24 protein-coding genes are annotated in these 26,654 nt (G+C 49.6%); 18 read left to right on the top strand and 6 right to left on the bottom strand.

The window, feature by feature from the left end; translation table 11 throughout:
- The first annotated feature begins 17 nt into the window (after positions 1–17).
- The 5 genes from uca to HI950_RS10435 all read left to right on the top strand — a co-directional run bounded on the left by uca (position 18) and on the right by HI950_RS10435 (position 7,789).
- Positions 18–3,653 (top strand): urea carboxylase, encoded by a 3,636-nt coding sequence (uca, locus tag HI950_RS10455; protein WP_169083690.1) that lies wholly within the window; start codon positions 18–20, stop codon positions 3,651–3,653.
- On the top strand, positions 3,650–5,500 hold the full coding sequence (atzF, locus tag HI950_RS10450; protein WP_169083691.1) for an allophanate hydrolase: 1,851 nt from the start codon (positions 3,650–3,652) through the stop codon (positions 5,498–5,500). Before uca ends, atzF begins: the two co-directional genes overlap by 4 nt.
- 648 nt (positions 5,501–6,148) lie before the next feature.
- Positions 6,149–6,484 carry a YobA family protein gene (locus HI950_RS10445; RefSeq protein ID WP_169083692.1) on the top strand — a complete coding sequence of 112 codons (336 nt, stop codon included), beginning with the start codon at positions 6,149–6,151 and terminating at the stop codon, positions 6,482–6,484.
- A gap of 238 nt (positions 6,485–6,722) precedes the next feature.
- Positions 6,723–7,202 (top strand): RNA polymerase sigma factor, encoded by a 480-nt coding sequence (locus tag HI950_RS10440; RefSeq protein WP_169083693.1) that lies wholly within the window; start codon positions 6,723–6,725, stop codon positions 7,200–7,202.
- Positions 7,203–7,204: 2 nt separating this feature from the next.
- Entirely contained in the window at positions 7,205–7,789 is a 585-nt protein-coding gene (locus HI950_RS10435; RefSeq protein WP_169083694.1) for a hypothetical protein, read from the top strand.
- Between the two features lie 161 nt (positions 7,790–7,950).
- Here HI950_RS10435 and HI950_RS10430 read toward each other — a convergent pair whose 3' ends face one another.
- Positions 7,951–8,829 (bottom strand): LysR family transcriptional regulator, encoded by an 879-nt coding sequence (locus HI950_RS10430; RefSeq protein WP_169083695.1) that lies wholly within the window; start codon positions 8,827–8,829, stop codon positions 7,951–7,953.
- Positions 8,830–8,939: 110 nt separating this feature from the next.
- Here HI950_RS10430 and HI950_RS10425 point away from each other — a divergent pair, with 110 nt between their 5' ends.
- Positions 8,940–10,220 carry an adenylosuccinate synthase gene (locus HI950_RS10425; RefSeq protein ID WP_169083696.1) on the top strand — a complete coding sequence of 427 codons (1,281 nt, stop codon included), beginning with the start codon at positions 8,940–8,942 and terminating at the stop codon, positions 10,218–10,220.
- A 39-nt stretch (positions 10,221–10,259) separates the two neighbouring features.
- Here the strand turns inward: HI950_RS10425 and HI950_RS10420 are convergent, their stop codons facing one another.
- Positions 10,260–10,802, bottom strand: a complete 543-nt coding sequence (locus HI950_RS10420; protein WP_169083697.1) for a hypothetical protein — start codon at positions 10,800–10,802, stop codon at positions 10,260–10,262.
- 66 nt (positions 10,803–10,868) lie between these two features.
- On the opposite strand from HI950_RS10420, the gene rbsK reads away from it, so the two are divergent.
- The 3 genes from rbsK to HI950_RS10405 all read left to right on the top strand — a co-directional run bounded on the left by rbsK (position 10,869) and on the right by HI950_RS10405 (position 13,194).
- Positions 10,869–11,816, top strand: coding sequence for a ribokinase (gene rbsK / locus HI950_RS10415; RefSeq protein ID WP_317618328.1), 948 nt, complete (start codon positions 10,869–10,871; stop codon positions 11,814–11,816).
- 81 nt (positions 11,817–11,897) lie between these two features.
- Positions 11,898–12,608: an MBL fold metallo-hydrolase gene (locus HI950_RS10410; RefSeq protein WP_169083698.1), complete on the top strand. Its 711-nt coding sequence runs from the start codon at positions 11,898–11,900 to the stop codon at positions 12,606–12,608.
- Between the two features lie 22 nt (positions 12,609–12,630).
- Entirely contained in the window at positions 12,631–13,194 is a 564-nt protein-coding gene (locus HI950_RS10405) for a TetR/AcrR family transcriptional regulator (protein ID WP_169083699.1), read from the top strand.
- Positions 13,195–13,561: 367 nt separating this feature from the next.
- On the opposite strand, the gene HI950_RS10400 is transcribed toward HI950_RS10405, so the two are convergent.
- Positions 13,562–14,452 (bottom strand): ROK family protein, encoded by an 891-nt coding sequence (locus HI950_RS10400; RefSeq protein WP_169083700.1) that lies wholly within the window; start codon positions 14,450–14,452, stop codon positions 13,562–13,564.
- 253 nt (positions 14,453–14,705) lie between these two features.
- Between HI950_RS10400 and HI950_RS10395 the strand changes: the two genes are divergently transcribed.
- Complete coding sequence (locus HI950_RS10395) at positions 14,706–15,944, top strand: MFS transporter (RefSeq protein ID WP_169083701.1); 1,239 nt, start codon at positions 14,706–14,708, stop codon at positions 15,942–15,944.
- A gap of 111 nt (positions 15,945–16,055) precedes the next feature.
- Positions 16,056–16,721 (top strand): hypothetical protein, encoded by a 666-nt coding sequence (locus tag HI950_RS10390; protein ID WP_169083702.1) that lies wholly within the window; start codon positions 16,056–16,058, stop codon positions 16,719–16,721.
- A 102-nt stretch (positions 16,722–16,823) separates the two neighbouring features.
- Here HI950_RS10390 and HI950_RS10385 read toward each other — a convergent pair whose 3' ends face one another.
- From HI950_RS10385 to HI950_RS10375, 3 genes are all read right to left on the bottom strand, one after another.
- Positions 16,824–17,723, bottom strand: a complete 900-nt coding sequence (locus HI950_RS10385) for an ArsR/SmtB family transcription factor (protein WP_169083703.1) — start codon at positions 17,721–17,723, stop codon at positions 16,824–16,826.
- Positions 17,724–17,944: 221 nt separating this feature from the next.
- Positions 17,945–18,172: a 3-dehydroquinate dehydratase gene (locus tag HI950_RS10380; RefSeq protein ID WP_169083704.1), complete on the bottom strand. Its 228-nt coding sequence runs from the start codon at positions 18,170–18,172 to the stop codon at positions 17,945–17,947.
- Positions 18,173–18,313: 141 nt separating this feature from the next.
- Complete coding sequence (locus HI950_RS10375; protein ID WP_169083705.1) at positions 18,314–19,225, bottom strand: AraC family transcriptional regulator; 912 nt, start codon at positions 19,223–19,225, stop codon at positions 18,314–18,316.
- 171 nt (positions 19,226–19,396) lie between these two features.
- On the opposite strand from HI950_RS10375, the gene yicI reads away from it, so the two are divergent.
- The 7 genes from yicI to HI950_RS10340 all read left to right on the top strand — a co-directional run bounded on the left by yicI (position 19,397) and on the right by HI950_RS10340 (position 26,501).
- Positions 19,397–21,718, top strand: a complete 2,322-nt coding sequence (gene yicI / locus HI950_RS10370) for an alpha-xylosidase (protein WP_169083706.1) — start codon at positions 19,397–19,399, stop codon at positions 21,716–21,718.
- A gap of 207 nt (positions 21,719–21,925) precedes the next feature.
- A complete protein-coding gene (locus HI950_RS10365; protein WP_169083707.1) occupies positions 21,926–22,696 on the top strand; it encodes a sugar phosphate isomerase/epimerase family protein in 771 nt (256 codons plus the stop codon).
- 31 nt (positions 22,697–22,727) lie between these two features.
- A complete protein-coding gene (locus HI950_RS10360) occupies positions 22,728–23,750 on the top strand; it encodes a Gfo/Idh/MocA family protein (protein WP_169083708.1) in 1,023 nt (340 codons plus the stop codon).
- A gap of 213 nt (positions 23,751–23,963) precedes the next feature.
- Positions 23,964–24,284: a PadR family transcriptional regulator gene (locus HI950_RS10355; protein ID WP_169083709.1), complete on the top strand. Its 321-nt coding sequence runs from the start codon at positions 23,964–23,966 to the stop codon at positions 24,282–24,284.
- Positions 24,281–24,838 (top strand): HAAS signaling domain-containing protein, encoded by a 558-nt coding sequence (locus HI950_RS10350; protein WP_169083710.1) that lies wholly within the window; start codon positions 24,281–24,283, stop codon positions 24,836–24,838. The genes HI950_RS10355 and HI950_RS10350 overlap by 4 nt, the downstream gene beginning before the upstream one ends.
- Entirely contained in the window at positions 24,835–25,671 is an 837-nt protein-coding gene (locus HI950_RS10345) for a DUF4097 family beta strand repeat-containing protein (protein WP_169083711.1), read from the top strand. The genes HI950_RS10350 and HI950_RS10345 overlap by 4 nt, the downstream gene beginning before the upstream one ends.
- A gap of 143 nt (positions 25,672–25,814) precedes the next feature.
- Positions 25,815–26,501, top strand: coding sequence for a peptidoglycan recognition protein family protein (locus tag HI950_RS10340; protein ID WP_169083712.1), 687 nt, complete (start codon positions 25,815–25,817; stop codon positions 26,499–26,501).
- Positions 26,502–26,654 lie beyond the last annotated feature (153 nt).

Here is a 26,654-nt window from a genome sequence, read left to right as displayed (position 1 = left end):
GGCGAGGAGAGATTACGATGTTCACAAAAGTATTGATCGCAAACCGCGGCGCGATCGCCGTTCGCATAGAGCGCACCTTGCGCAAGCTCGGCATCGCATCTGTTGCCGTGTACACTAGTGCCGACCAAGACAGCCTGCATGTCGATCATGCGGATGAAGCTATTCTTATAGGGGAAGGCCCAGCTAAAGAGAGCTATTTGAATACGGAGCTTATTTTGCAAACAGCGCTTGAGACAGGCGCGCAGGCGATTCATCCGGGCTATGGCTTCCTCAGCGAAAATGCTGAATTTGCTCGTGCTTGCCGCGAGCATGGCATCGTATTTATTGGGCCGACGCCTGAGCAAATGGAAATGTTTGGCCTTAAGCATTCGGCGAGGGAACTTGCCGAGCGGGCAGGCGTTCCGTTATTGCCGGGTACGGCATTAATTACGGAGCTGAAGGAAGCGCTCGTACAGGCAGCCCAAATTGGTTACCCGGTTATTTTGAAGAGCACCGCGGGCGGAGGCGGCATCGGGATGCGGGTATGCGCGGATGAGGAAGCGCTGCGCGCAGCCTATGACGGCGTGAAGCATTTGGCGGAAACAAACTTCAAAAACGGCGGATTGTTTTTGGAGAAATATATTGCGAGAGCGCGCCACGTAGAGGTACAAATATTCGGCAACGGCTTTGGCGAGGTTGTCACGCTGGGCGAGCGGGATTGCTCAATCCAGCGCCGCAATCAGAAGGTTATTGAAGAAAGCCCTGCCCCAAATCTGGCGGATGAGGTTCGGAATGCAATGTTCGAATCCTCGAAGCGCCTCGCTGCGGAAGCGGGCTACCGCAGTGCGGGAACGGTCGAATATTTGTATGATCCGGAAACCTGCGAATTTTATTTCCTTGAGGTGAACACGAGGCTTCAAGTGGAACATGGCGTTACGGAAGAAGTGCTGGGCGTTGATTTAGTGGAATGGATGGTCCTTGAAGCGGCGAATGAGCTTACGGATTTGCAGTCGCTCGTGAAAGCGCCAGTCGGCCACAGCATTCAAGCGCGCATTTACGCGGAGGATTGCTTGCAAAACTTCCGTCCGAGCGCGGGCCAGCTGGATCAAGCTGTATTCTCGGAAAACGCACGCAATGAGTCCTGGGTAAGAGACGGGCTGACGGTGACGACGCTTTACGATCCGATGCTTGCCAAAATTATCGTTCATGGCGCCAATCGCAAAGAGGCGATCGAGAAGCTGATTCAGGCGCTTGGCGAGACGAGAATGTACGGCATTACGACAAACCTGCAATATTTGCAGGCACTGCTTGGCGATCAAGAGGTTGTAGACGGCCATGTCTATACGCAGCTGCTAAATGGCTTTGAGCCTGCCGAGCATGCGATCGAGGTCGTTGACGGAGGCGTGCAAACGACCGTTCAGGATTGGCCGGGACGTGTAGGACACTGGGATGTCGGCGTTCCTCCATGCGGGCCCATGGACCCTTACTCCTTCCGAATCGGCAATAAACTGCTCGGCAACGATGATCAGGCAGCTGGCCTTGAGCTGACGCTGCGCGGGGGCGCTTATAAATTCCGCAGCGGCGCATGGTTCTGCATTACTGGCGCGGATATGGCAGCGGAGCTTGACGGCGTGAAGGTTGAACTGTATAAGCCGACTTTTGCCGATCGCGGCCAGGTGCTTAGCTTTGGGGAAGCGCAAATGGGCTTGCGCACGTATTTGCTCGTTGCCGGCGGCTTCGATATGCCGCGCATTCTTGGAAGCGCGGCGACGTTCACGCTCGGCGGGTTTGGCGGGCATGGCGGACGTGCGCTGCGTGCAGGCGACGTGCTGGGCGTAAACAAAGCGGCTGAGCCTGCGTTGTTGGTGGAGCTTGCTCCCAGCGAGCGTCCGCAGATGTCGCGTGAATGGACGATTGGCGTCATTCCCGGACCGCATTGCACGGGAGAATTTTTGAAGCCCGAGTATTTAAAGCAGCTTTCGGAGACGGCTTATGAGGTTCATTTTAACAGCTCGCGCACCGGGGTTCGATTGATTGGGCCTGCACCGCTATGGACGAGGGAGGATGGGGGAGAAGCAGGGCTTCATCCATCGAATATACACGATAACGCATATGCGATCGGTACGCTTGATCTGACCGGCGACATGCCGATCCTGCTGGGGCCGGATGGACCGAGCCTTGGCGGCTTTGTATGTCCGGTGACGACGGCTTCGGCGCAGTTTTGGAAAATTGGCCAGCTGCATGCCGGCGATAAAGTGCGCTTCCGGTTGTTGACGCTTGAAGAAGCGGATGAGCTTCGCGATGTGCAAGAGCGCAATTTGGAGGCGATCGGAGGCTCGGCGCGCGAAGGCTTGCCTTCCTCAGAGCTTTCGGACACGGCATCGGCTTTGACGCCGGATTACCCGCTGCTTGTTAATGAAGTAGAAGGCCGCAGATTCCCGATCAAAATCCGCTGCAGCGGCGATGAGAATCTGCTCGTGGAATATGGCGATCTAGAGCTAGACCTGCTGCTGCGCTTTCAAGTGCATGCGCTTATGCAGGCGATCGAGCAGTCCGGACAAATTCCGGTGCTGGATTTGACGCCAGGCATTCGATCCTTGCAGGTGCACATTGACCGTTCCAAAATTACGGTAAGCGAGGCGTGCAAGCTTATTTTGGAGCTGGACAGCTCGCTGCCGCCTTTGGAGACGATTCAAGTGCCTTCGCGTATCGTTCGATTGCCGCTCTCATGGGATGATCCCGCAACGCAGCTGGCGATTGACCGATATCAGCAAACCGTTCGTCCGGATGCCCCTTGGTGCCCAAGCAATATCGAATTCATCAGACGGATTAACGGGCTGGATAGCATCGAAGACGTGCAAAAAATCGTATACGAAGCTAACTATCTTGTGCTTGGCTTAGGTGACGTATATTTGGGCGCTCCGGTTGCGACGCCGGTTGATCCGCGTCACCGCCTTGTTACAACGAAATATAATCCGGCTAGAACATGGACGCCGGAAAATGCAGTCGGTATCGGCGGCGCCTATATGTGCGTATATGGTATGGAAGGTCCGGGCGGCTATCAGTTCGTAGGACGCACGATTCAAATGTGGAACCGGCTGCGCAGCACAGAGAGCTTCAAGCCAGGCAAGCCATGGCTGCTGCGGTTTTTTGACCAAATTCAATTTTATCCGGTGGAGGCCGATGAGCTGCTGAAGCTGCGCGAGGATTTCCTGCGCGGCAGATATGAAGCGGACATTACCGAAACGACGTTTGATCTAGGTGAATATTTGACCTTTCTAGGATCAATTGAAGAGAGCGCCGCGGCGTTCAAGGAGAAGCAGCAAGCTTCGTTCCAAGCGGAGCGCGAGAGCTGGAAGGAGCTTGGTCTTGCCGAGTATGTGGCGGAGCATGAGCCGGCGCGGACTGAGCAGGAGGAAGAGCTGCAGGAGGGCGCGGCTGCCATTCGCTGCACGATGCCGGGCAGTGTGTGGAAGGTGCTTGTAGGCGTTGGCGAGCAGGTGAAGAAAGGCGATACCTTGCTTATCGTAGAAAGCATGAAAATGGAATTTTCACAGCAAGCCTCATGCGACGGAGAAGTATGCTCCGTGCATGTAGAGCCGGGCGATCAGGTGCATACGGGTCAATTGATCGTTGGGATATTGCAGCATAAGGAAACGGAGGCGGTCGTATGACAAAAGTGACCATTCCCGAGAAGCTATCGATTGAATGGCTGGAAGAGAACTATGCGAGCGGGTTATTGACGCCGGAGGATGTTATCGAGGAAATCGTGCAGCGGTCAGTATCAGATGCGGACATGAATATTTGGATTACGCCTCCGTCCTTGGCTTCGCTTAAGCCTTATTTGGCAAGGCTAGCTGAGCTTGACCCTGCTGATGCTCCGCTTTGGGGTATCCCGTTTGCGATCAAGGACAATATCGATGTAGCCGGCGTTCCGACGACGGCTGGCTGCTCGGCATTTGCTTATACGCCGCAGGAGCATGCGTCTGTAGTGGAGCGGCTTGTCGCGGCAGGAGCGATTCCGCTTGGCAAAACGAACCTTGACCAGTTCGCGACCGGGCTTGTCGGCACTCGCAGCCCTTATGGCGAAGCGCATAATTCGCTTCGACCGGAGCTGATCAGCGGCGGTTCGAGCTCCGGCTCCGCTGTTGCAGTAGCCCGCGGCCAAGCCGTATTTTCGCTCGGGACAGATACGGCTGGCTCGGGGCGAGTGCCTGCTGCGCTAAATGAGCTTGTCGGCTATAAGCCAAGTCTCGGCTCATGGCCGGTGAAGGGTGTTGTCCCTGCATGCGCTAGCCTCGACTGCGTTACCGTATTTGCGCATAGCTTGGAGGATGCGCTTGTCGTGGATAGCATCGCTAGAGGCGTTGACGAGAATGACCCTTGGTCGCGGCATGTGCCGAGGCAGGAAGCTGGGTTGCCAGCTAAAATCTGTTTGCCGAAGCAGCCGGTAGATTTCTATGGACCTTTCGCAGGGAAATATGAAGACGCTTGGCAAGCTGCGGCGAAACGAATAGAGCAATTAAACATTCCGATTGCGTACGTGGATTACGAGTTATTTTCGGATGCGGCTGCTATTCTGTACGATGGTCCATGGGTTGCGGAGCGCTGGGCGGATTTAAGAGATTTCATTGAGGCGAATCCAGATGCCGCCTTTCCGGTGACGGAACAAATATTGCGCTCGGGAGCTGCGGCAAAGCATGATGCGACCTCGGTATTCACGGCGATGCACAAGCTGCAGGCTTATAAGCTTGAAGCACGAAAGCTGCTGCAGGATGCGGTGCTCGTCATGCCGACCTGCGGCGGAACATGGACGCGCGAGCAAGTGAGGCAGGACCCGATCCGCACGAATAGCGATATGGGACGCTACACAAACCACTGCAACTTACTCGATTTATGTGCGGTAGCCGTTCCGGCAGGCACTGCGGATGAGCGGCTGCCCTTCGGCATTACGCTGTTTGCGCTTGCGGAGAATGAGCATCTGATTAACGAAGCTGCGCGTTCGTTCGTGAGCGGAGATGAGCGAGTTGTTGAAACGGGTGATACTGCCGCAAATAAGCTTTCGCTGGCTAACGCTGGGGATGATTTGACTGCGCTGGCATCGGTGAACGAGTCAGGCGCTGCCTTGGCTTCAGCAGAGGAGATGATCGTAGTTGCGGTTTGCGGCTTGCACATGCGAGGCTATCCGCTGGAGAAGCAAATGAATGGCCTCCATGCGCGCTTCATGCGCGAAGCGAGATCAGCACCTCGCTATAAGCTGGTGAAGCTGCCAACGACGCCAGCGAAGCCAGGGATGATCAAGCAGCTGCAGGGCGGCGCATCCATTGAGCTCGAGCTATGGGAAATGTCTCCGGCAGCCTTCGGAACGTTCACCTCCTTAATTCCAGCGCCGCTAGGCATTGGCAAGGTTGAGCTAAATGATGGTTCAGAGGTGTCCGGCTTCGTCTGTGAAGCATACGCGGCTGCGAACGCAGAGGACATTACCGCATATGGCGGCTGGCGCCATATCCCGCAAGTATAATAATAAAGACTTCCGAAAAACTCGTTATTCGAGCTTTTTGGAAGTCTTTTTTTGTTGCTCATGCAGCTACTCGCATATGCTTCCGTGTAATAACTCGAAAGCGAGCACATCGCGGCTTAGTGTCTTACTTGACTTGGAGTAAGCTCCAAGTAGTACAGTGGACTTAAACATAAAAGAAAGCATGTGATGAAAATAATGAGTGAAATCAATGGGTTTTCGATTAGACAAACTTCGGAGCAGACCGGATTAACCGAAAATACAATACGATACTACGAGAATGACTCATGCTCCATCGGAATCCCTATGCGGCAGCCCTACTTGTAAATACTTGTCGCATCAACTTCTCGGACATCGTTAAGGGCAGCTTCACGCAACAATACTTCCCGAGTATTCGTCTACGTAGGAACCAAGATATTTTTGCGACGGAGGCTATAGATGAAGAAACAATTAATAAGTAAAGCTATTGTTATATTAATACTAATTACTTGTTGTATTCCCATACTATTATTTGGGTGGTTGTATCACATCCTTAGTTCTCCAATGATTCCGTGAAACCCCCGATATTACACTAGCTTATCAAGCTAACCGGCAGCATAGCTCGATCAATGATGAAGCTACATAGGCTTAGTTTTTGGAGGTGAATTTAAAATGAGGTATATAAAGATATTGATGATAGCAGGAATGGCAATTGCTTTAATGGGATGCGAAGCGAAGCCAACTTCCGAACCCTCAGGGCAAGGTTATGTATTTGAAATTAGTGAAGGCAGGGTTTTAATTTTGGATCATGTAAAGGAGGACGACTTTGGGAAAAGCTGGATAGATATTTTTGAGGATTATACAGGTAACGCTATTTGGTTAACAACATCAACCTGGAAATATAAAGTTGGACAAAAAGTACGTTATTGGGTAGAGGGCGGGGTTGACGAGTCTTTTCCTTCACAGGGTAATGCAAGAAAGATAGAGATAATAAAAGACAAAGCATAGCTTCTTATAACCCGGATGGGCTGCCTGGCACCCATTCTACGCAGGCCCCTTGGCACCATTCGCCCAAGGGGTCTGTTGTGTTTGTTTCTGGTCGGCTAACCTGTTGCGGTTTTTGGCAGATGGACATACTGATAAGAAGCTCAGTGCTCCCCTTTAAAGCATTTGTCCTAAATTTATTTTTACAGCGTGAAAAATAACGGGCTCCTTGATTGTATTACTAGTGAAAGGGGGACATCAGGTGAACGATTCATATGAGCTCAATGAATCCGTCCGCAAAGCCGTGGTCAACTATTCCGACAGCCTGGTTAAGATAGCGTTCGCCTATCTCAAAAACGTTGCCGACTCGGAGGAAGTCGCGCAGGAAGTATTCCTGGCCTATCTCCAGAAATCCCCCGTCTTTGACAGTGTTGATCATGAGAAAGCTTGGTTAATCCGAACAACGATCAATAAATGCAAGAACCTGCTCAAGACGGGCTGGTTTAAAAGTCGTAACCCCATACCGGAAAACCTGTCTTACCTTCCTAGGGATGAATACATGGTCATGCAGGCTGTATTATCATTGGATAAAAAATATCGGGTCCCGATCCATCTGCATTATTACGAGGGCTACACATTAGAAGAAATAGCGGACATTCTTCAAGCCAAACCCGCTACGGTAGGGACTTGGCTTGCTCGCGGGCGCAATCAGCTTAAAGAAGTTATAGGTGGTGATTTGTGAAGATGAAGAAATCGAGTTATAAATCGGCCATGTCCAAATTGAAAACGAGCGAAGATTTTCAAGAACGTACGCTTGAACGCTTAAACCTTGAAAGGCACAAACAAATCGATAACGATAAACGAAATGGAGCGATTCCTATGAAAACAGCTAATCCGGCAGTAAAGAAAAACAAGGTGGTCATCTGGGCAACGAGCATCGCGGCTTGCGCGGTATTGACTTTGAGCATCTATGCGGTTAATCAGAACGGAAGTGGAAGTGGAACGGTCCCTGATCCAGTCACGAACAACCCAAGCGGCGGCGTCGTTGAAAATAACGGTCCGGGACCAGCCACATCGGCAAAGCATCGGGTTAACATTGACGGTGTCATTGATGAGGTAGGCGTCGACGGCCAAAGCTTCCGAATCGGCGAGTTGTGGGTTACGGTAACGGAAAACACGACTTACGGCATAACGGGTCCAACCGCGCCTGATCCTTCCGAGCAACTGGTAAGCAAGGAATTTAAAGTCGGCAACACGGTTTCCGGCTTCACCTCGGGAGACGTCACGAGCGGGAAGGTAACGGCAGACGTTATTTACAACAATTTTTAAGAAAGCTGCTAACAGGTTAACCGCATTCCGATAGGGATGCGGTTTTTTTTTCTAGCGGCAGGCAGATTTGAATAAACGATGTTTAAACGAACAATACAGCTAAAAATGATCTCTTACTTTTTTCCAACTAGAACGCAGACAAGGCTTGCAAGCCGTCAAAGCTACGGCAGCAGCTCGAGAAACCGTTTCGCAGCCGCGGAAATCGGTACGCCGCGCAGCGTAGCGACACCGATGCTGCGAGCGGGAGTGGGCGGGTGCAGCGGGATTTCGATAAGCTCGCCTGAGGCTAGCTCATCTGAGACGTATTCACGAATAAGGAAGGCTATTCCGAAGCCGCTTCTTGCAAATTGAGCAAGCAGATCGAAGCTGCCCAGCTCAAGCTCGGGAATGAGCTTAACTCCATGCGACTTGGCATGCTCGTCAAGAAAACGGCGAGTGCTGCTTCCTTTTTCCAATAATAGCAGCGGATGCTCGCCAATGTTTTCAAGCGATATGCCTGTTTGACTGAGCGCTGAATAAGCGCTGCCGCAAGCGAGAATATCCTGCAGCGCCATGCTTGTGCGAAAGTCCAGCTGATTGTCTGAGGCAGGCATATGCACGATGCCAAAATCGATTTTGCCTTCCTTCAGCAGGGCCGTCGTCTCCGGGGTTGTCCGATTCGTTACGCGAATGCGAATGTCGGGAAACTGCCTATGGAAATGCTCCAGATAAGGCATCAAATAATGCTTGCACAACGTATCGCTAGCCCCGATGCTGATTTCCCCGCTTTGTAGATTGTGCATTTCGGCAAGCATTCGCTCGCCCGTTTCCATAAAGCTATAGGCCTGCTCGATGTAACGGTACAGCACCTCTCCCTCCGATGTGAGCTTTACCCCTTTGGCCATCCGAAAAAAAAGCTGACCGCCTAATTTTGCTTCTAATTGCTTAATCGTATGCGTGACGGCAGGCTGTGTAATAAAAAGCTGCTCGGCAGCGCGGGACAGGCTGCCAGTCTTGGCTGTCCAATAAAAGACGCGATACCACTCCATGTTAGCGATCATAATTATTACCTCACCTAATATCTCATATTAGTAATATCAATTATTCTAATGCTATAACAGTCATTATAATAAACGTTGCAGGGTCAAAACAAGATCGGGAGGCGATTGGTATGACGGTAACGGCAATAGTGGGAGCGAATTGGGGAGATGAAGGAAAGGGCAAAATGACGGACGCGCTCGCTGCAAAATCTTCCTATGTCGTGCGTTATCAGGGAGGAAGCAATGCAGGCCATACGATTATTAACAGCTACGGGAAATTTGCGCTTCACATGCTGCCATCGGGCGTTTTTTATCCGGAAATTACGAATGTCATTGGCCCTGGAACAGCTTTGGACATCGACGTTCTGCTGCGTGAGCGTGATGAACTGCTCGCCAGAGGCGTGCCTGTGCCACGAATTGTTATATCTGAGCGCGCTCAGGTTGTATTGTCTTTTCATAGGCTGTTCGATGAGCTGGAGGAGGAGCGGCTTGGTGCTGCAAGCTTCGGGTCAACGAAGCGAGGGATTGCACCGTTCTATGCAGATAAATATGCAAAGCTTGGCGTTCAGGTAGCGGAACTGTACGATGAAGAGCGGCTGCTACAGCGACTGGAACAATCATTGGCAGCCAAAAATGTACTGCTTGAGCAGCTTTATAACCGCAAGCCGATAAACGCGCGAGACCTTCTGCCTGAGCTTCTTGAGCAAGCGGAGAAGCTGCGGTCTTTCGTTTGCGATACGAGCAAGCTGCTTCATGACGCTTATCGGAATGGAGAGTCGATTTTGCTGGAAGGACAGCTTGGCGCGCTGCGTGATCCGGATCATGGCATCTATCCGTATTCGACTTCCTCCTCAACGCTTGCTGGCTTCGCACCGATAGGAGCGGGCTTGCCGCCTTATGCGATTACGCGAATTATTGCGGTGGTCAAAGCTTATTCCAGCTGCGTAGGAGCGGGGCCGTTCGTAAGCGAGCTGAATGGCGCTGAAGCTGACGAGCTGCGCCGATTGGGCGGAGATGCAGGAGAATTTGGCGCATTGACGGGAAGACCGCGCCGGATGGGTTGGTTTGATGCGGTGGCTACCCGCTATGGCTGCATGCTCCAAGGAGCTACCGAGGTAGCGCTGACCAATCTCGACGTGCTTGGCTACTTAGATGAGATTCCTGTATGTACGGGTTATGAGCTGGACGGTCAAATCGTAATGGAGCACTTCCCGGTTACGGCAAAGCTTGATTCGGCAAAGCCGGTACTAGAGCGACTTCCAGGCTGGAAATGCGACATTTCTCACGTGCGCAGCTTCGAGCAATTGCCGGAGGCAGCGCAGCAATATGTTAATTTCGTGGAAGCAGCCGTCGGCGTAAGAGTCGGAAGTATATCTGTAGGACCTAGCCGCGAGCAGCTCATTACTAGATAAGCGCGGGCAAGAAAAGGGAAAAAAGCAGTATCCTGGCTATTAGGATACTGCTTTTTTTTTGCGCGGCCATAGCGTATAGCTGAAGCTGATAAGAAAATCAATGCCGAGCACGAGCGACCAGAGACGAAGCGTATGAAATAAAGCTTCCGTTCGCGCTGGATCTCCGACCATCCAAATCATGCCGTATAGGATGATGGAGCCGATCGCCCATGCAAGCAGATGATGCAGCCATCCATTCCGTTCATATCGGGCATGCTCCGTACCGTATTTCGGCTTGCCGGCAGGGGCGGGACCGCCAGCGAAGCGATGTGCGAATCGCTCATCCGCCCATTTGATCATCCGATGCCCGAAGGCGATGGAAACGCCAATGTATACGGCTGCAAGACTGTGGGCGAACGTAGCTTCAGCACCGCCGCGCAGATCATAAACAGTTGCGATAACGAGCGCCAGATCGATAAGAGGGGTAGCTAGCAGGAAGAGAGTGCCTAGCAGCTTTAACTTAAAAATATAGCGGAATAACAGTCCGGCAAGCACAAATACCCAAAAACCAATTTCACAGCCAATGATAAAAGCGGTAATCATGTCAATATTTGCTCCTTCTGTTAAAATAGTTTCATGCTTGAAACATGACAATAGGATAACTCGAACATGGAAGGGATTGAGCGATTGATGAAAAAGCTGCTCGTCGTTGGAAGCATCAATATGGATATCGTCAGCAATGTGAAAAGCTTTCCATTGCCGGGAGCAACGATTCCTAGTACAGCAACTTCTTTTTTTCCAGGCGGCAAGGGTGCCAATCAAGCGGTTGCGGCAGCTCGCGCTGGCGGCAATTGCGCTATGGTTGGCGCTGTTGGCGAGGACCCTTTTGCAGAGACGCTGATTAATGCCTTGCAAAATAATGGAATTGCCACAGACCAAGTATTACGAAAGAAAGGCACTTCAGGTTTCGCCATTATTACGGTTAACGAAGAAGGCGAGAACTATATTATTTTGTCAGAGGGGTCGAACGGACAGCTTACGGCGGATGATGCGGCAGCAGGCGCGGGGAACTGGACGGATGTGTATGCGGTGCTGCTTCAAAATGAGATACCATGGGAGACGAATTTGTCCGTGATGGGCAGCGCAAACAGCAATGGCGTCAAAGTATTTTATAACCCTGCTCCCGCAAGGCCTATTCCAGAGCCTGTATTCCCGCTTATACATACCCTTATTATTAATGAAACAGAGGCGGCAGTCATCTCTGGCTTGGCGGTAAGCGATGTTTCCTCTGCCAAGGAGGCTGCGGCATGGATTCTGGGTAAAGGGACAAACAGCGTCATTATTACACTAGGCGAGAAGGGCTGCTTTTATGAAAATGATCAGGGTGAATCAGCGGCGATTCCAGCCTTCCGAGTAAAGCCGGTGGATACGACAGCAGCAGGCGATACGTTCTTTGGCGCCTATACGGCAGCAAGCGCTGATGGCCTGCCTGCTCAGCAGGCTTTGACGTTTGCCGCTGCTGCTGCAGCGCTCGCTGTTACGAAGGCCGGGGCCCAATCCTCGATTCCTGACAAGGCGGAAATTGAAGCATTTCTCTTAAGCGAAAAGAAATTATAAATTTGGGCTTGCAAAAACTAATACCATTAGTTTATTATAAAACTAACGGTATTAGTTTTTAATTTGAGGGGGCCGATTAGAATGAGAATGACTCGTGAGAAAACGGTTGTACAGCTGACGTATTTGCCAAATGTGTTTCCGGTTAATTGCTACTTGGTTGAGGAAGAAGACGGTATTACGCTTGTGGATGCAGCGCTGCCGAATAACGTCAAGGCTATTCTTCAAGCAGCTGAGCAGTTGGGCAAACCCATCAATCGTATTGTGCTGACGCATGCTCATGAAGACCATATCGGCTCCCTCGATGGATTAAAGGAACGGCTTCCAGCGGCCCAGGTGTTCATTTCCAAAAGGGATGCAAAACTGCTTGAAGGAGACCGTTCGCTGGAGGAGGGCGAGCCAAGCGCTCCGATTCGCGGCGGCGTACCGAAGAAGGTTCGCACGAAGCCGGATGTTCTGCTGCAGGATGGCGATCGCGTCGGCTCCTTGCTTGCGGTTGCAGCGCCAGGGCATACGCCCGGCTCGATGGCGTTTCTTGATACGAGAAACGACATTTTGATCGTTGGAGATGCCTTTCAGACACGCGCTGGTGTGGCGGTATCTGGGCAGCTGAAGCTGTTGTTTCCTTTTCCCGCCATGGCAACTTGGGATAAACGAACAAGTCTCGAAACGGCGCGTCGACTAAGAGATTTGAAGCCTTCGCTGCTCGCAGCGGGCCATGGCAACATGGTGCTGCAGCCGCAGCAGCTGATTGAAAAAGCGATTCAAGCAGCGGAACGGTCTTTGGCAAAATAGAAAGTTAAAAGGGGGGTTCACCTTGTCACCTAGAAGAGGACTGGATTTGCTCACTATCGTGGAAGAGGCAGCAGCAATTGCGGATGAGCAAGGCATAGAAGAGGTTACACTTGCATCGCTTGCACAGAAGCTTGGGGTTCGTTCGCCTTCATTATACAACCATGTGAGCGGCTTGAATGGATTGCGTATTCAGCTTGCCGTGTACGGTTTGAAGAAATTGGCGGCTTCTATTAATGAAGCATTAAAGGATGTTAGCGGCGATGAGGCCATCCATGCGATAGCGTCGGCTTATATCGCTTTTGCACGGAAGCATCCGGGCTTATATGAACTGACTTTGCGCTCGCCGGATGCCGATGAGGCCGAATATGCTACTGCCGGACAGCAGCTGGTTGACCTGTTGGTGCAGACGCTAAGCTATTATAAGCTGGATCGCGATCAATCGATACACATCGTGCGGGGATTACGAAGCTTTTTGCACGGCTTTGCCTCTATTGAGCAGAAGGGGGGCTTTGGGATGCCTCATGCCATTGATGAAAGCTTAAAAATGACAATCCAAACTTATTTAAACGGACTTCGCCAGACTTAGCAAAAAAGTGAAGTAGTCCTGTTAGACAAAGCGGCGCAATGGCGCTAATAGTGGGACCGGAATAAGTCTATTTTCTAGACGTATTTCTGCGGATCGGGCTAGTTTGATTAAAATAGATCTACAAAGTAGATCTATTTCCGCTGGAGCGGCGCAAAAGCGGAGATTGGATAGGATGAGCACAGGAATAAGTCTATTTTCTAGACGTATTTCTGCGAAATAGTCTAGTTTGACAAAAATAGATCTAAAAAATAGATCTCTTCCCATGGGAGCAACGCGCAAAAAGTCAGTAGCCGTGGATGAGCGCAGCAAGCGATAAGAAAGGGCAGTCCTTTAAGGTTAATAACCTTAAAAGAACTGCCCTTATTTACTAGTACGTTTGCTGAATCAGCGCGGCTGCGCCGATTAATCCTGCATCCTGCTGCAGCAATGCGGGAACGATAGCGGCTTGCCTGCCTGATGGATTAAGCGCGTTTTTGGACACGTAATCCCTCACTGCTGCAAAAAGCGGCTCTCCGACCTGCGAAACGCCGCCGCCGATGACGACTTTGTTCGGATCGAGAATATTGATGAGCGATACGCAGCCCATGCCGATTGAAGTAAACACGCGGTTCACGAGCTCAGACATTTGCGGATCGCCTTGCGCCGCCAGCTCAAAGGCTTCTTTGGAAGAAACGTCACGGCCGAGCAGCTCCGTCGCTTGACGGGCAACGGCTGTGCCGGAGGCTACCACTTCCCATGGCGTGCCTGCTTGATCAACGAGCATGAAGCCGGCATCGCCCGCATTGCCTGTTGATCCGGTAAGCAGCTTGCCGTGCATGAAGATGCCGGCGCCAATACCTGTGCTTATCGTAATGAAGATGAAATGGTCCGAATCCTGTGCAGCCCCGATCCATTTCTCCGCAAGCGCAGCAGCGGTAGCGTCGTTCTCCATTTTGATAGGGAGAGGCAAATGTGCTTTAAGCGATTGTACGACAGGGAAGCCCCACCAGCTTTTTAAGTTCGGCGGGCAGGTAAGCTCGCCTTTTTGCGTATTGAGCGGGCCAGGCGCACCTACGCCAACTCCTTTTAACGATTCAATCGACAGCCCGTTTTGCTCGGCTAGCTGCTTAACCGCATCGGCTACTCTTGCAAGCATCTCCTCTGGGGCGACTGAAAGGTCGGTTTTGAGCGAGCCTTTGGCAATAACGGCACCTTGCTCATCTACGAATCCGAATGCTATTTTTGTGCCTCCAATATCAATTCCTATTGCTATACTCACGTAGTACCCTCCAATTAATATGAAAATGGCTTTAACCGTTTGAGAAAAAGTCTATCATACTACCGGAATATTAGGAAGAACCGTGCGAAGGAACGCTCGTCAAAAGCTGCAAAAGCTCCTTCCAACTAATGCTGTACAAATGGGTAGGAGTGTAGTAATATCCAATCAAATGAAGTGCAAGAGAGGATCCTTTGCGGCGCAAAGGGTCCTCTAAAGCGTGTACACAAACAAACAGAAGAAGGTAGCTACCCACATGAAACCCGAGGCCAAAGCAAGCTCGCGCATTTTAAAATTCGGAATGCCAATGAGCGTAGACGTATGGCGAAACGCCCGCATCGATCTTGGCGCATCCTGTTTATTCAGCTTATTTAATGTCGTCTTGAATCAATTTTATATCGCATTTGCGATTCAGCAGGGCGCAACCAATTTTCAAGTGGGCTTGTTGTCGGCTGCACCAGCTGTTGGTTTATTGTTTTCACCTTTTTGGGCGAATTGGATCGAGAAAGCGAATAATCCGCGGCCGTTCGTCATTATACCCAATGCGATCGGTAGGCTGCTTCTGCTGCTGCCTGCGTTTTTTGCCTATCCATCCGTTTATGTGGTCGCGGCGCTTCTATTTCAATTGTTGATGGGCATTCAGGCTCCTGCGTATGCGGCGCTCGTATCGCGAATGTATCCATCCGACTTGCGGGGCAGATTGATGGGCTACGTGCGGGTAGCGATGGGGATCATCATGATTCCGCTCGCTTACATTGTCGGAAGCTGGTCGGATGCCTTTGGCCCTTCGGGTGCGCTTATAGCTGCTTCTATTACAGGCTTGCTTTCGATAGGCTTATTTAACACGTTAAGGCTGCCAGACAAAAAGGCGGAGGCAAAGCCAGCTGTTCTGAAAAAGGGCGGTTTTCCACTGCAGGAGCAATGGAAGCTCGTTAAAGAAAATCGAACGCTTGCTGTTTTTTTAGCGGCTACTACATTCTCAGGCTTTGGCAATATGCTAGCAAATCCGCTCTATCAAATTATTCAGGTCGATGTACTAGAGCTGACCAATGTACAAATTGGCTTTGCCCGGGTAGCTTATTTTACAGCGCTGCTGCTTACCTTTTTGATTGCGGGCTGGATGATCGATCGGATCAATATTAAATATACGCTGATATTCGGCATTGCTGCATATGCGGTCGTGCCGATGCTCTATGGATTATGGGGCAGCTATGCTGCAGTCATTACAGGAAATGCGATTCAAGGAATCGGGGAAGCGATTTGGGATATTGGCATATTGGCATTTGTCTTCCGGTTAGCGCCGGGCCGCGAGGCGATGGTGTTCGGGCTGCATTTGATGCTGTTCGGAGTTCGCGGTACGCTTGGCCCTATCCTCAGTGCGTCGCTTTCAACTAGCGTATCCTTGTCGGTTCTATTAATTATAGCTTCGATTTGCGGCTGGGTCGGCACGATTCTGTTTATATCGGGCAACTGGAAGCGGCGGTCGCTCGGCTAGCAATCTTTATCTATGATTTAGTTTTTGTTCATCTCTGGTTCATAATCGAATGCTAGTATTCATTATGAACATGATAAGGAATATTAATCGTATTCATAGGAGATGAACGATATGAACAAATGGAAAGTGATGCTTAGCGCGGTTGTTATCGCTGCCGCTTTAGCGGGCTGCGGAGCGCAGGAGGAGCAATCGGCGGCCGAAGCACAAACAGATGCTGCAGGAGAATTGCAGCAAAATGGAGCAAATGGCGGAGCGCAGCCAAAGGTCTCAAGCGTAGGCGCAGGGCAAATGGGCGCACAAGCGGATTTAATGGGAAAAGTGAAGTCGATTGACGGGCAGACGATCACGCTCTACAAGTCGGCGATGGGACAAGGCGGACCTCCGCAAGGAGACGGCACTGGCGAAATGCCTGCTGGTGATGAGGGACAGCAGCCGCCTGCAAGCGGCGAACAACCAGCAGCTGGTGAACGCCCGCAAGCTCCCGCAGGAGATGGAACTGCTCCAGAAGGCGGCAGGGGTGCCATGTTCACAGACGAGACGGTAGACATTCAAGTAACGGATACGACAAAAATAGTTTCCGTTACTTTCGAGAACGAGCAAATGGTGGAAAAGGAAGCCGCGCTTGCGGATCTGAAGTCGGATGATATTTTGTCCGTTATGCTTAAGGATGATACGCAGGTGGCCGAGTCGATTACGATTCGCACCGGCGGATTCGGAGGAGGCCGAGGTGGCGGCAGGCTGCCGCAGGAAGAGCAGCAGTCGGCACCGTCGGAATAATGGTATTAATAGAAGGAGATGCACAGGTCCTGTGCATCTCCTTCTTTGTTGCATATAAGACAAACGATCAAAATCTTCGTACGAATCGAATCAGCCATATTCTTAATAAGCGATATAGACCTGAATATCCTGATCATAATTGCCGAATTGCTTGCCGAACATGCTTAAGCCTCCGCTATGGGTAGCCGTTTCCGGTGCGCTTATCCGGAATCTGATATCTTCCCCGTATTCAACAGCGAGATCCGTTACGGTCCGATCAGACATCCGAATGCCGTCGATGTAGGAGCCCTCCGAGTCGATGGTGATCTGCTTAAGCAAGCCATGCTGTGTTCCGAGCTCCCACCAAGCCGGGGTATATACGCCCTTTACCGCTCCAAAGTCGCCCGGACAGGTCCATACGCCTAAACAAACATCATTCAAATAAAAAGAAAGGTCAGATGGCCAATTTTCATTATAGTGTGGTGCCTCTGAGCAAATCTCAAGCGAGATGGAAATGCTTCTGACGCTCTGTTTGCCAACCAAGTAATTGGGGATACGATATTCGATATAGCCGCTGCCGAACCATAGATGGCATGCTTTCATACGCTCGGGATCAGAGAAGTAGCGCGGGTCGTCGACCATTCCGATAATTTTTGTGTCTGATGACAGTCCGCAGGTCGGCTTTACCTCATAAGAGGAGTATTGGCCTATCGGAATCGATACGGCATAACGGTTTTGATCCTTTTTCTCCTTCACGCGGAATTGCAGCGTTGCGGAATCAAGCGTCAGATGGCAAATTTTTTGGCGGCCTCTCGTGCTTGGGACACTCTCTGTCGTCACAATTAAAGCTTCCTCAAGTTTTTGAATATGCTTGGTGACGATAGCCGATGAAATGCCAAGCGCTTCTGCCAAATCTTTAATGTTCATGGGCTTGATATTCAACAGCTCAATGATTTTGATTCTTGTATCCGATGCAAAGCATTCAAGAAATTTAATGTTATGGCTCGTAACCTCGATATTCATGGAAAGCTCCTCATTCCTTTCGGTTTGCTCCTATTATATAATCTGCAAGTTAAGTACACAACTTTAAAGTTTACTATTAAAAATAAACAAATAGGGTGCCCCGTAAGATCTGAGAAGATCTTGCGGAGCACCCTATTGGAAAGCTTATATTTCGCCGCTAAACATGTACTGTGCCCAATGCAGGCGACAGCCGTATCTGCTGGTTTTAGGATAGGATCGGTTTAATAAAGAGAAATGGTTAGCGTATCGCGCTCAAAATAAGAATGAAGCGTTGCTTCACTGCCTACAATTTCTACGCTAATCAATGATTTAATACATGTTTTCAAAGCATTTTTGCCTGTTGCCAGCTTGCGGTTAAGCACTGCGGTCAGCTTTTCAATCGCTTGTTTATTCGTATCGGTTAAATAGACAGGTATCGATTTATTTTGGAACATCAGCATTGTTTTCATAGTATGGACCTCCATCCCGCGAAGGATTTTTTTTTATAGTGTAACTGACAATTATTAAATAATTCTTAAAATTCGGTGAGTATTTGGTTACAAAGCTGTAACTTTTGTCAAATAGCCATCTCAATACCGCTTATTAGCTCGTTATATTCGTCGTTCGAGCGCTTCGAGCTGTTTTTTGCGGAAATGCGAAGGTGTACATTTCATCAGTTTGCGAAATACTTTAACGAAGTAACTAATGTGATCAAATCCGACATCAAGCGCAACCGCCGATATTTTGAGCTCGGGCCTTAGCAGCAGCTCGGTAGCTTGCCTAATCCGATAAGCATTCAAATACTCGATCGGTGTCTGTCTGGTCATCGTCTTGAAGAAACGGCAAAATTGTCCCTCGCTCATCGGAATTTGATCGGCGATTTCCGCGATTCGAATGGGCCTGTGAAAGTTTTGCTGCATATAGACGATGGCTTTCTTCAGCCTATCAATCTTAGTTGTGTCAGCCGTGCTTGTCTCGCTGCGGTTGCAGCAGGCGCCTACCGCAGCGATTTCGTGAAGCATCAGGTAGAAGCGTCCCTTCACCGCGGTCTCAAGGCCGGGCGGCTGGCTTTCGTAAACGCTCATAATGCTTTGCAAATGATGTAGCAGCGCTCGTTCCCAATCCGTATTAGGCTGAATATGTCTCGGGAACGTTCTTTTCTTGTCCTGAAGCGGTGAAATATAGCGCTCTTGCACGGCATCATAGCTTGCGCTGGCAAGCAAATGTGTATCGAACACGATCGCGCAAAACGAACATGCTTTATCGCCAAGAGCGTGTCCGGCGTGAATATCCCCGCCATCAATGAAGACGGCCTCGCCTGCCCGGACAGGAAAATACTCGGTATCAACCTGAAAGAGCACTTCACCCTCAAGCACATAAAAAAATTCAGCCTCAGCATGCCAGTGGCATTCGAGAACGGGGACACCAGCTTCATGATGTTCAATCCAATAGGCTGCTAGCGGGAACATGTTGTCGCCGTGTAGACGGTCTTCCTTTAAAGCATGACGCGTTGTTTGATCCATTTCGCAAGTGCCTCCTATGTTTGATTCATGATGAATGGCTCCCAGAGAGGCATTTCGTCAGAATAGTGCTATAGATGAGCATGATTTTGTTAGATTAGTTCGATTAATTATCAGTATAATGCAATTATGTAGGAAAGCAAATAAAACAAAACAGGAAGGTTGGTTCAGTCCATGAAATTTACAGACGGTAACTGGCTCATTCGTGATGAATACAAAGTATTAGGAGCCGTACAGGTCCATGATTTTGAGCAAAATGACGGTAAGCTGACAGCTTACGCATCTCCCCAGCCAATCGTTACGCGTTCAAATATGCTGGATACGATGCTGTTGACGGTTCATTTTCATTCACCGCTGCCAGGCATCATCGGCGTTAAGCTCGTGCATAATGCAGGCGTCGTGGAACGCGGTCCGGCATTCGAGCTGTCCTCGCAAACCGGCGATCATGTCGTTATTGAAGAAAACGAAAACGAGGCCGTCCTTACTAGCGGCAATCTAAGCGTTCATATACGTAAAGGCCCGGTATGGGCAGTTGATTTCTACCGCGGCGGCGAGCGCATTACGGGCAGCACGCAAAAATCGATGGCTTACATTAAAGAGAACAACGGAAGCACATTTATGCGCGAGGAGCTTGATGTTGGTGTAGGTGAATGGGTTTATGGCTTAGGCGAGCGCTTTACGCCATTCGTAAGAAACGGCCAAGTCGTTGATCTTTGGAACAAAGACGGTGGCACAAGCTCCGAGCAAGCTTACAAAAACGTACCTTTCTACATCACGAACAAGGGCTATGGCGTATTCGTCAATCATCCCGAGCTCGTATCTTTCGAGATCGCATCGGAGAAAGTGAAAAAAGTACAGTTCAGCGTAACGGGAGAATCACTCGAATATTTCATTATTGACGGTCCTAGCATGAAGGATGTCCTTAACAGATATACCGATTTGACGGGCAAGCCATCGCTGCCGCCAGCTTGGACGTTTGGCCTATGGCTGACGACATCATTCACGACTAACTATGACGAAGCAACGGTTAATTCTTTCGTCGACGGCATGGCAGAACGCGACTTGCCGCTGCATGTATTCCACTTCGACTGCTTCTGGATGCGCGAATTCCACTGGACGGATTTCAAATGGGACGAGCGTGTATTCCCAGACCCAGTCGGCATGCTTGCACGCTTGAAAGCAAAAGGGCTCAAAATTTGCGTATGGATCAATCCTTATATCGCGCAGCGCTCGCGCTTGTTCGAGGAAGGCAAGCAAAACGGCTATTTAGTGAAAAAGCCAAATGGAGACGTATGGCAATGGGATTTGTGGCAGCCAGGCATGGCGCTTGTTGATTTCACGAATCCGGCTGCTTGCGAGTGGTATGCGAGCTATTTGCGCGAGCTTGTAGATATGGGCGTAGACAGCTTCAAAACCGATTTCGGCGAGCGTATCCCTACGGATGTTGTATATTCAGATGGCTCCGATCCGATGAAAATGCATAACTATTACACGCAGCTTTATAATAAAGTGGTATTTGAAGTGCTGGAAGAGAAGCTTGGCAAAAACGAAGCAGCCTTGTTCGCTCGCTCCGCTACCGCCGGCGGCCAAAAATTCCCTGTTCACTGGGGCGGCGATTGCTATGCCGATTACGAGTCGATGGCAGAGAGCCTGCGCGGCGGACTGTCTCTCGGAATCTCAGGCTTTGGCTTCTGGAGCCACGATATTGGCGGATTTGAAAATACAGCGCCTGAGCATGTATTCAAGCGTTGGCTAGCCTTTGGCTTGCTGTCGAGCCACAGCCGCCTGCACGGTAGCAAATCGTACCGGGTACCTTGGGCGTATGATACGGAAGCGGTAGATGTAACGCGTTTCTTCACGAAGCTGAAATGCCGCATTATGCCTTACTTGTTCAATACGGCTGTTCAAGCAACCGAGCTTGGCTTGCCTTCCATGCGCGCGATGGTGCTTGAATTCCCGGAAGATCCAACAAGTGAAATTCTTGATCGTCAATATATGCTGGGCGATTCGCTGCTTGTAGCTCCAATCTTTAACGAGCAAGGTCATGTCACTTACTATTTGCCAGCGGGCAAATGGACGCATCTGCTGTCCGGCGAAATCGTAGAGGGCGGATCATGGCGCAAAGAGAAATATGATTTCTTCAGCCTTCCGTTATTTGTTCGTCCGAACTCGATTATTGCACTTGGAGCAAATGATGTCCGTCCGGATTACGACTATGCCGACGGCGTTCTGCTTGAGCTGCATAACCTAGAGGACGGCAAGACGGCTGCAACGATAGTTCGCGATGTAAAAGGCGCAACTGAGCTAACGGTAACGGCAAGCCGCCAAGGAAGCGCGATTGCGATCAAAGTGGACGGTAGCGGCAAGCCTTTCTCGATTGCGCTGAAAGGTCTCGGAGATATCGTATCCATAGAAGGCGCGGAAGCCGAAGTAAACGGCAATACGGCTAAGCTGTCTTCCAATTCTAAGCAATTGGCGTTTAACATTAATATTTAAGGAACAAGCGAGCAGCTCAGTCAAGCCCTTTGTTGGCTATCTATGAGCTGCTCCTCTTTTTTTAGCCTATAAAACATGCATTGACCAAAATCGCATAAGAAAAGGCTAATAATATAACTGTTTTTCGTATGAAACTGTCGATATAATGAAAGTCGTAAAGCAAAATCAAATACATCAAAATGAAAAATATAAGGGAGTGCAGCTCACATGACAAGAATGAATGTTGGTTTGCAGTTGTACACATTACGCGACGCTACAGCGCAGGATTTTGAAGGCACGCTTCGCAAGGTTGCCGCAATGGGCTATGAAGGCGTAGAATTTGCAGGCTACGGAGATATCAAGGCGGAAGCGATGCGCGACCTGCTGCAAGAGCTGAACCTGAAAGCAATCGGTAGCCACATCGGTTTGCATCTGCTCGAAGGAAACCTTGAGAACGAAATCGCCTATCTTCAAACGATCGGTGCAAAATATGCGATTTGTCCTTGGCTTCCAGCTGACGCTCGCGACACGGAAGCATGGCGCGGCCATCTCCAAAAATTCGAAGAGTATGGAAAGCGTTTCCGTGAAGCCGGCATTACGTTCGCTTACCATAATCATGATTTCGAATTTGAAGTGGAAATCGATGGGCAAATCGTATTTGACGCAATGTATGAGCGTATCGATCCGCAATATTTGCAGGTTGAAATGGATATCGGCTGGGTGCAATACTCCGGCGTAGATCCGATTGCATACATCGCAAAATATGCAGGCCGTTTGCCGCTTCTCCACTTGAAGGATTTCCGCGGCGGCGAGAAAGGCCAGCAAATCGATACCGTTGAGCTTGGCCGCGGTGATTTGCCGCTATTGCCAATCATTGAAGCTGCTTCGAAAGCATCCGTTGAATGGCTTATCGTTGAGCAGGACACATGCGCGAACCCGCCGCTTGAAGCTGTTGCGGAAAGCATGGAATGGATGAAAACGAATTTTTTGAGCAAATAAACTAATTTGAATAGGCAGGGGAAAATCAATTATGTCTAAAGTTCGTGTAGCAGTTGTAGGTTGCGGTTCCATTTCTAAATATCGTCACATCCCGGAATATGCGGCTCATAAGAATGTTGAGCTAGTTGCTTTCGTAGATCCGATTATTGAGCGCGCTGAGCTTTATGCAAATCTGCATGGCGGCAAAGCCTTTGCTGATTTCGAAACGATGCTGGCAGAGATTAAACCGGATGCGGTAAGCGTATGTACGCCAAATGCCTTGCACGCACCGATGTCCATTGCTGCAGCTAACGCTGGCGCACATGTGCTTGTTGAGAAGCCAATGGCAGTAACAGACGAGGAAGCAGAAGCGATGATCGAGGCTGCTAAGAAAAACGGCGTTCATCTGATGGTTGGCCACAACCAACGCTTTATGCCGCCGCATGTTAAAGCTAAGCAAGTATTGAAATCAGGCATTCTTGGCAAAGTACTAACATTCCGCACATCCTTCGGTCACCCTGGTCCAGACGGCTGGAGCATTGATGGCGCGAACAGCTGGTTCTTCCGCAAGCCGGAAGCGATTATGGGCGCAATGGGCGACCTTGGCGTTCACAAATCCGACCTTATCCGCTGGATGCTTGACGATGAGGTTTCAGAGGTAGCTGGTTTTGTTGGTACGCTTGACAAAAAAGGCACCGAAGTAGACGATAATGCCTCTTGCTTGCTTCGCATGAAGAGCGGTGCAATCGGAACGCTTGTTGCGAGCTGGACTTATTACAAAGGCGAGGACAACAGCACAATTCTATGGTGTGAGAACGGCGTTATGAAAATCGGTACGCACCCAGACGATCAAGTGATCGTTGAACTTCGCAACGGTACTGTTGAGAAGCATAAGGTTGGCGCGATCTCGACGAATGACAAGCAGGAGACTAGCGGCGTGGTTGATGCTTTCTTGGAAAGCATTCTTACGAACACAACGCCTGCAGTAAGCGGCGAAGATGGCCGTGCTTCACTCAAGGTTATTTTGTGTGCATTCGAATCACAAGCGACAGGCAAGTTCATCAGTGTGAACTAATGATATCCAATGCCTCCGAGAGACTGGCGCAAGCCGGAAGCTCGGAGGTATTATTTTTTGCACACTATCTTGCATTATAGAATAGTATGTGGTAAATTATACAAAATAGCAGGACTTTGCGCGGCGCTATACTATAATAGTGAATAGTAAGCTATGCTTCATAACTGAGCTGACGAGGCAGGTTCGCTCGATTTCACTAATGGAGGACAAGAGATGAACATCCAATTTAAAAAGGGCGTGCTTGAAATATGCGTGCTGGTGCTGGCAACTAGAGGAGATCGTTACGGCTATGAGCTGGCAGTCAAAATATCAGAAAAATTCGAAGTAGCAGTAGGCAGCGTCTATCCGCTATTGAGCAGGTTGACACAGGATGGATACTTCTCGACCTATTTGAAGGAATCAACTGAAGGTCCCCCGAGAAAGTATTATCATTTAACCCCAGATGGCTGGAGCCATATGCGCAACCTTATTGCAGAATGGGAAAATTTCACAAGAGCCGTAAACGAAATCGTAGAGGAAGGATTAAAGCCATGACGACAAGAGATCGATATATGATGGAGCTAGAGAGCATGCTTATTGCAATACCGGAGGCACAGCGGAAGGAATGGTTATACGATTATTACATTCATTTTCAACAAGCGGTTGAAAACGGCCAGAGCGAAGAAGATGCGGCACGCGAGCTGGGAGATCCGAGAATAATTGCAAACGAGCTTTTGCTCGGCTACCGGGTAGGCCAGGCTGAGACGAACAACAGCTTCGGGAAGCTGTCACGTGCCGTGTTTGCAACGGTTAGCCTTGGACTATTCAATATTATTTTTATACTAGGTCCATACCTAGCCTTGGCTGCCGTACTCCTCGCATTATGGGCTTCTGCTGCTGCTCTTGGAATTGCAGGCGTAGGAATCGTCGTAGAGAGCATATGGAACGGGACGTTTACGCTTCCTCAGGCTTTGACGCTAGGCTTAATTACAAGCTCGCTTACGATTTTGCTCATCATCGGCTTAAAGGCTTTAACAGCATCCTTCTATAAAATGACTTTGAAATATTTGAAGTTCAACACAAGAATTGTAAAGGGGAATAACAAATGAAAAAGCTGGCAGCTCTTGCTTTAATCATGCTTGGCGTTGGAGTGCTTTGCGCATTTTTTGTTTTTAATAAAAATGATTTGATGAAATTTAAAGGCGATCCCTATTTGCAGGAAAAGACGGTTGATGCGTCGGCGATTAAATCTATTCATGCAGAAACCGATACGTTTAATGTCACGTTTGTTCGTGGAACGACGGACGATATTCATTTGCGACTAGAAGGCAACGCCAGCAAAAAATATAATGACAAAATTGTGTTTACGGCCGATTCGAAGGGCGATACGCTCTATATTGAAGGAAACACAAAAAACAACTTCACCTTTGGCATCTCGATCATTAATCTAAAGCTGACGGTCGAGCTGCCTGAGAAGCTGTGGGATACCGTTGATATCAAAACGGACACCGGCAATATTTCCATTGATCAGCTGAAAGCGGACCAATTAAATGTGGAGTTGGATACCGGCAATCTGAAGGTATCGGATTATAGCTTTAATGCAGTCAAGTTTGAAACGGATACGGGCAACGTTACCTTTACGGATGGCGTAGGCAGCTTTAAAGGCGAAACAGACACAGGCAACATTCGCATAGAGAATGAAGAGCTTCGCAATAATATCGCATTGCAATCCGATACCGGCAATATAACTATTAATGTAGATAAACAACCGCAATCAGCTGCCATTCACATTCAGAAGGACGTTGGAAGCAGCAAAGTTGAATGGGATGGCTTTACGGATAGCAATGATTCCAAAAGCGTTGTAGACGGCAAAATTGGAAGCGGAGATATTCAAATTGATATTATGTCAGAGGTTGGCAACGTGAGGCTCGGCAGCAGGTAACGAGCTGAAAGCGGCTATCCGCTATAACAGGAAACAAGCCACGGTATATTCCCCGTGGCTTGTTTTTTGCTTGTCTGCCGTTTCAGGTTTGTTGTACGACGCATATAATGATGCAATGATTTTACCAAAGGGAGCGATGCTTGATGGCCGTTGAACGCAAAAACTTTCGCAGGTTCACGTATGCGGAGTATATGGATTATTTGAAGCCATTCGTGTCAAAGGTAAAGTTCTCGCAGGTTCACGTGCACGGAACATGGAAGCCAACGATTGCTGATTATCGCAAGGCGAAAGACAAAATGAAAATCATTCAAGCGATGTGGCGATTTCATGCGATTACCCAAAATTGGGGAGACATTGCGCAGCATGCGACTATCGATCCGGACGGTTATATATGGGAAGGCCGTTCATTGCTGGCAGCGCCGGCATCTGCAGTCGGCTATAACGACGCCGATAACGATCGCATTCATCCCTTTATGTTCGAAATGATCGGAAACTTTGATGTTGGCGCCGAGAAGCTTGAGGGTGCGCAGCTGGCAACGGCTGTTAAGCTAACTAGCAGCATTATGACGATGTGGAAGCTGCCAGAAGCGCAGGTTAAGTTTCACCGTGAAATGAATCCAGGCAAAACATGTCCAGGCAGCTCGGTTAGTAAAGTCTCCTTCCTAGAACTCGTTCGTGATTGGAGGGATGTTGAAATGAGTCCTGCGGACGCTAACAAAATCATCTCTACTTGGCTTTCTCCCGCGTGGTTCGCAGCCACCACGAAAGCGGAGCGTGATGAAATCCATCGGCTGGCAAATGAGCTGCGAAAAGCTAGCGGACAACTCTAATATAGAGCAAAAACAGCTAAAAACAGTAATGAGCATATTCTCATAAAGCAGTAATGGTGCTGTTTTGCAAGCTATTTTTAAGCCTTTGCCAGTTTTTGTGTCATGAAACGACCAAAACCCCATGGTAAGATAAGTGGCGTCAGGAAGAACAAC

Source organism: Paenibacillus sp. PL91 (assembly GCF_012935325.2).
Taxonomy (GTDB): Bacteria; Bacillota; Bacilli; order Paenibacillales; family Paenibacillaceae; genus Pristimantibacillus.
This window is presented reverse-complemented; position numbering and strand designations above follow the sequence as displayed.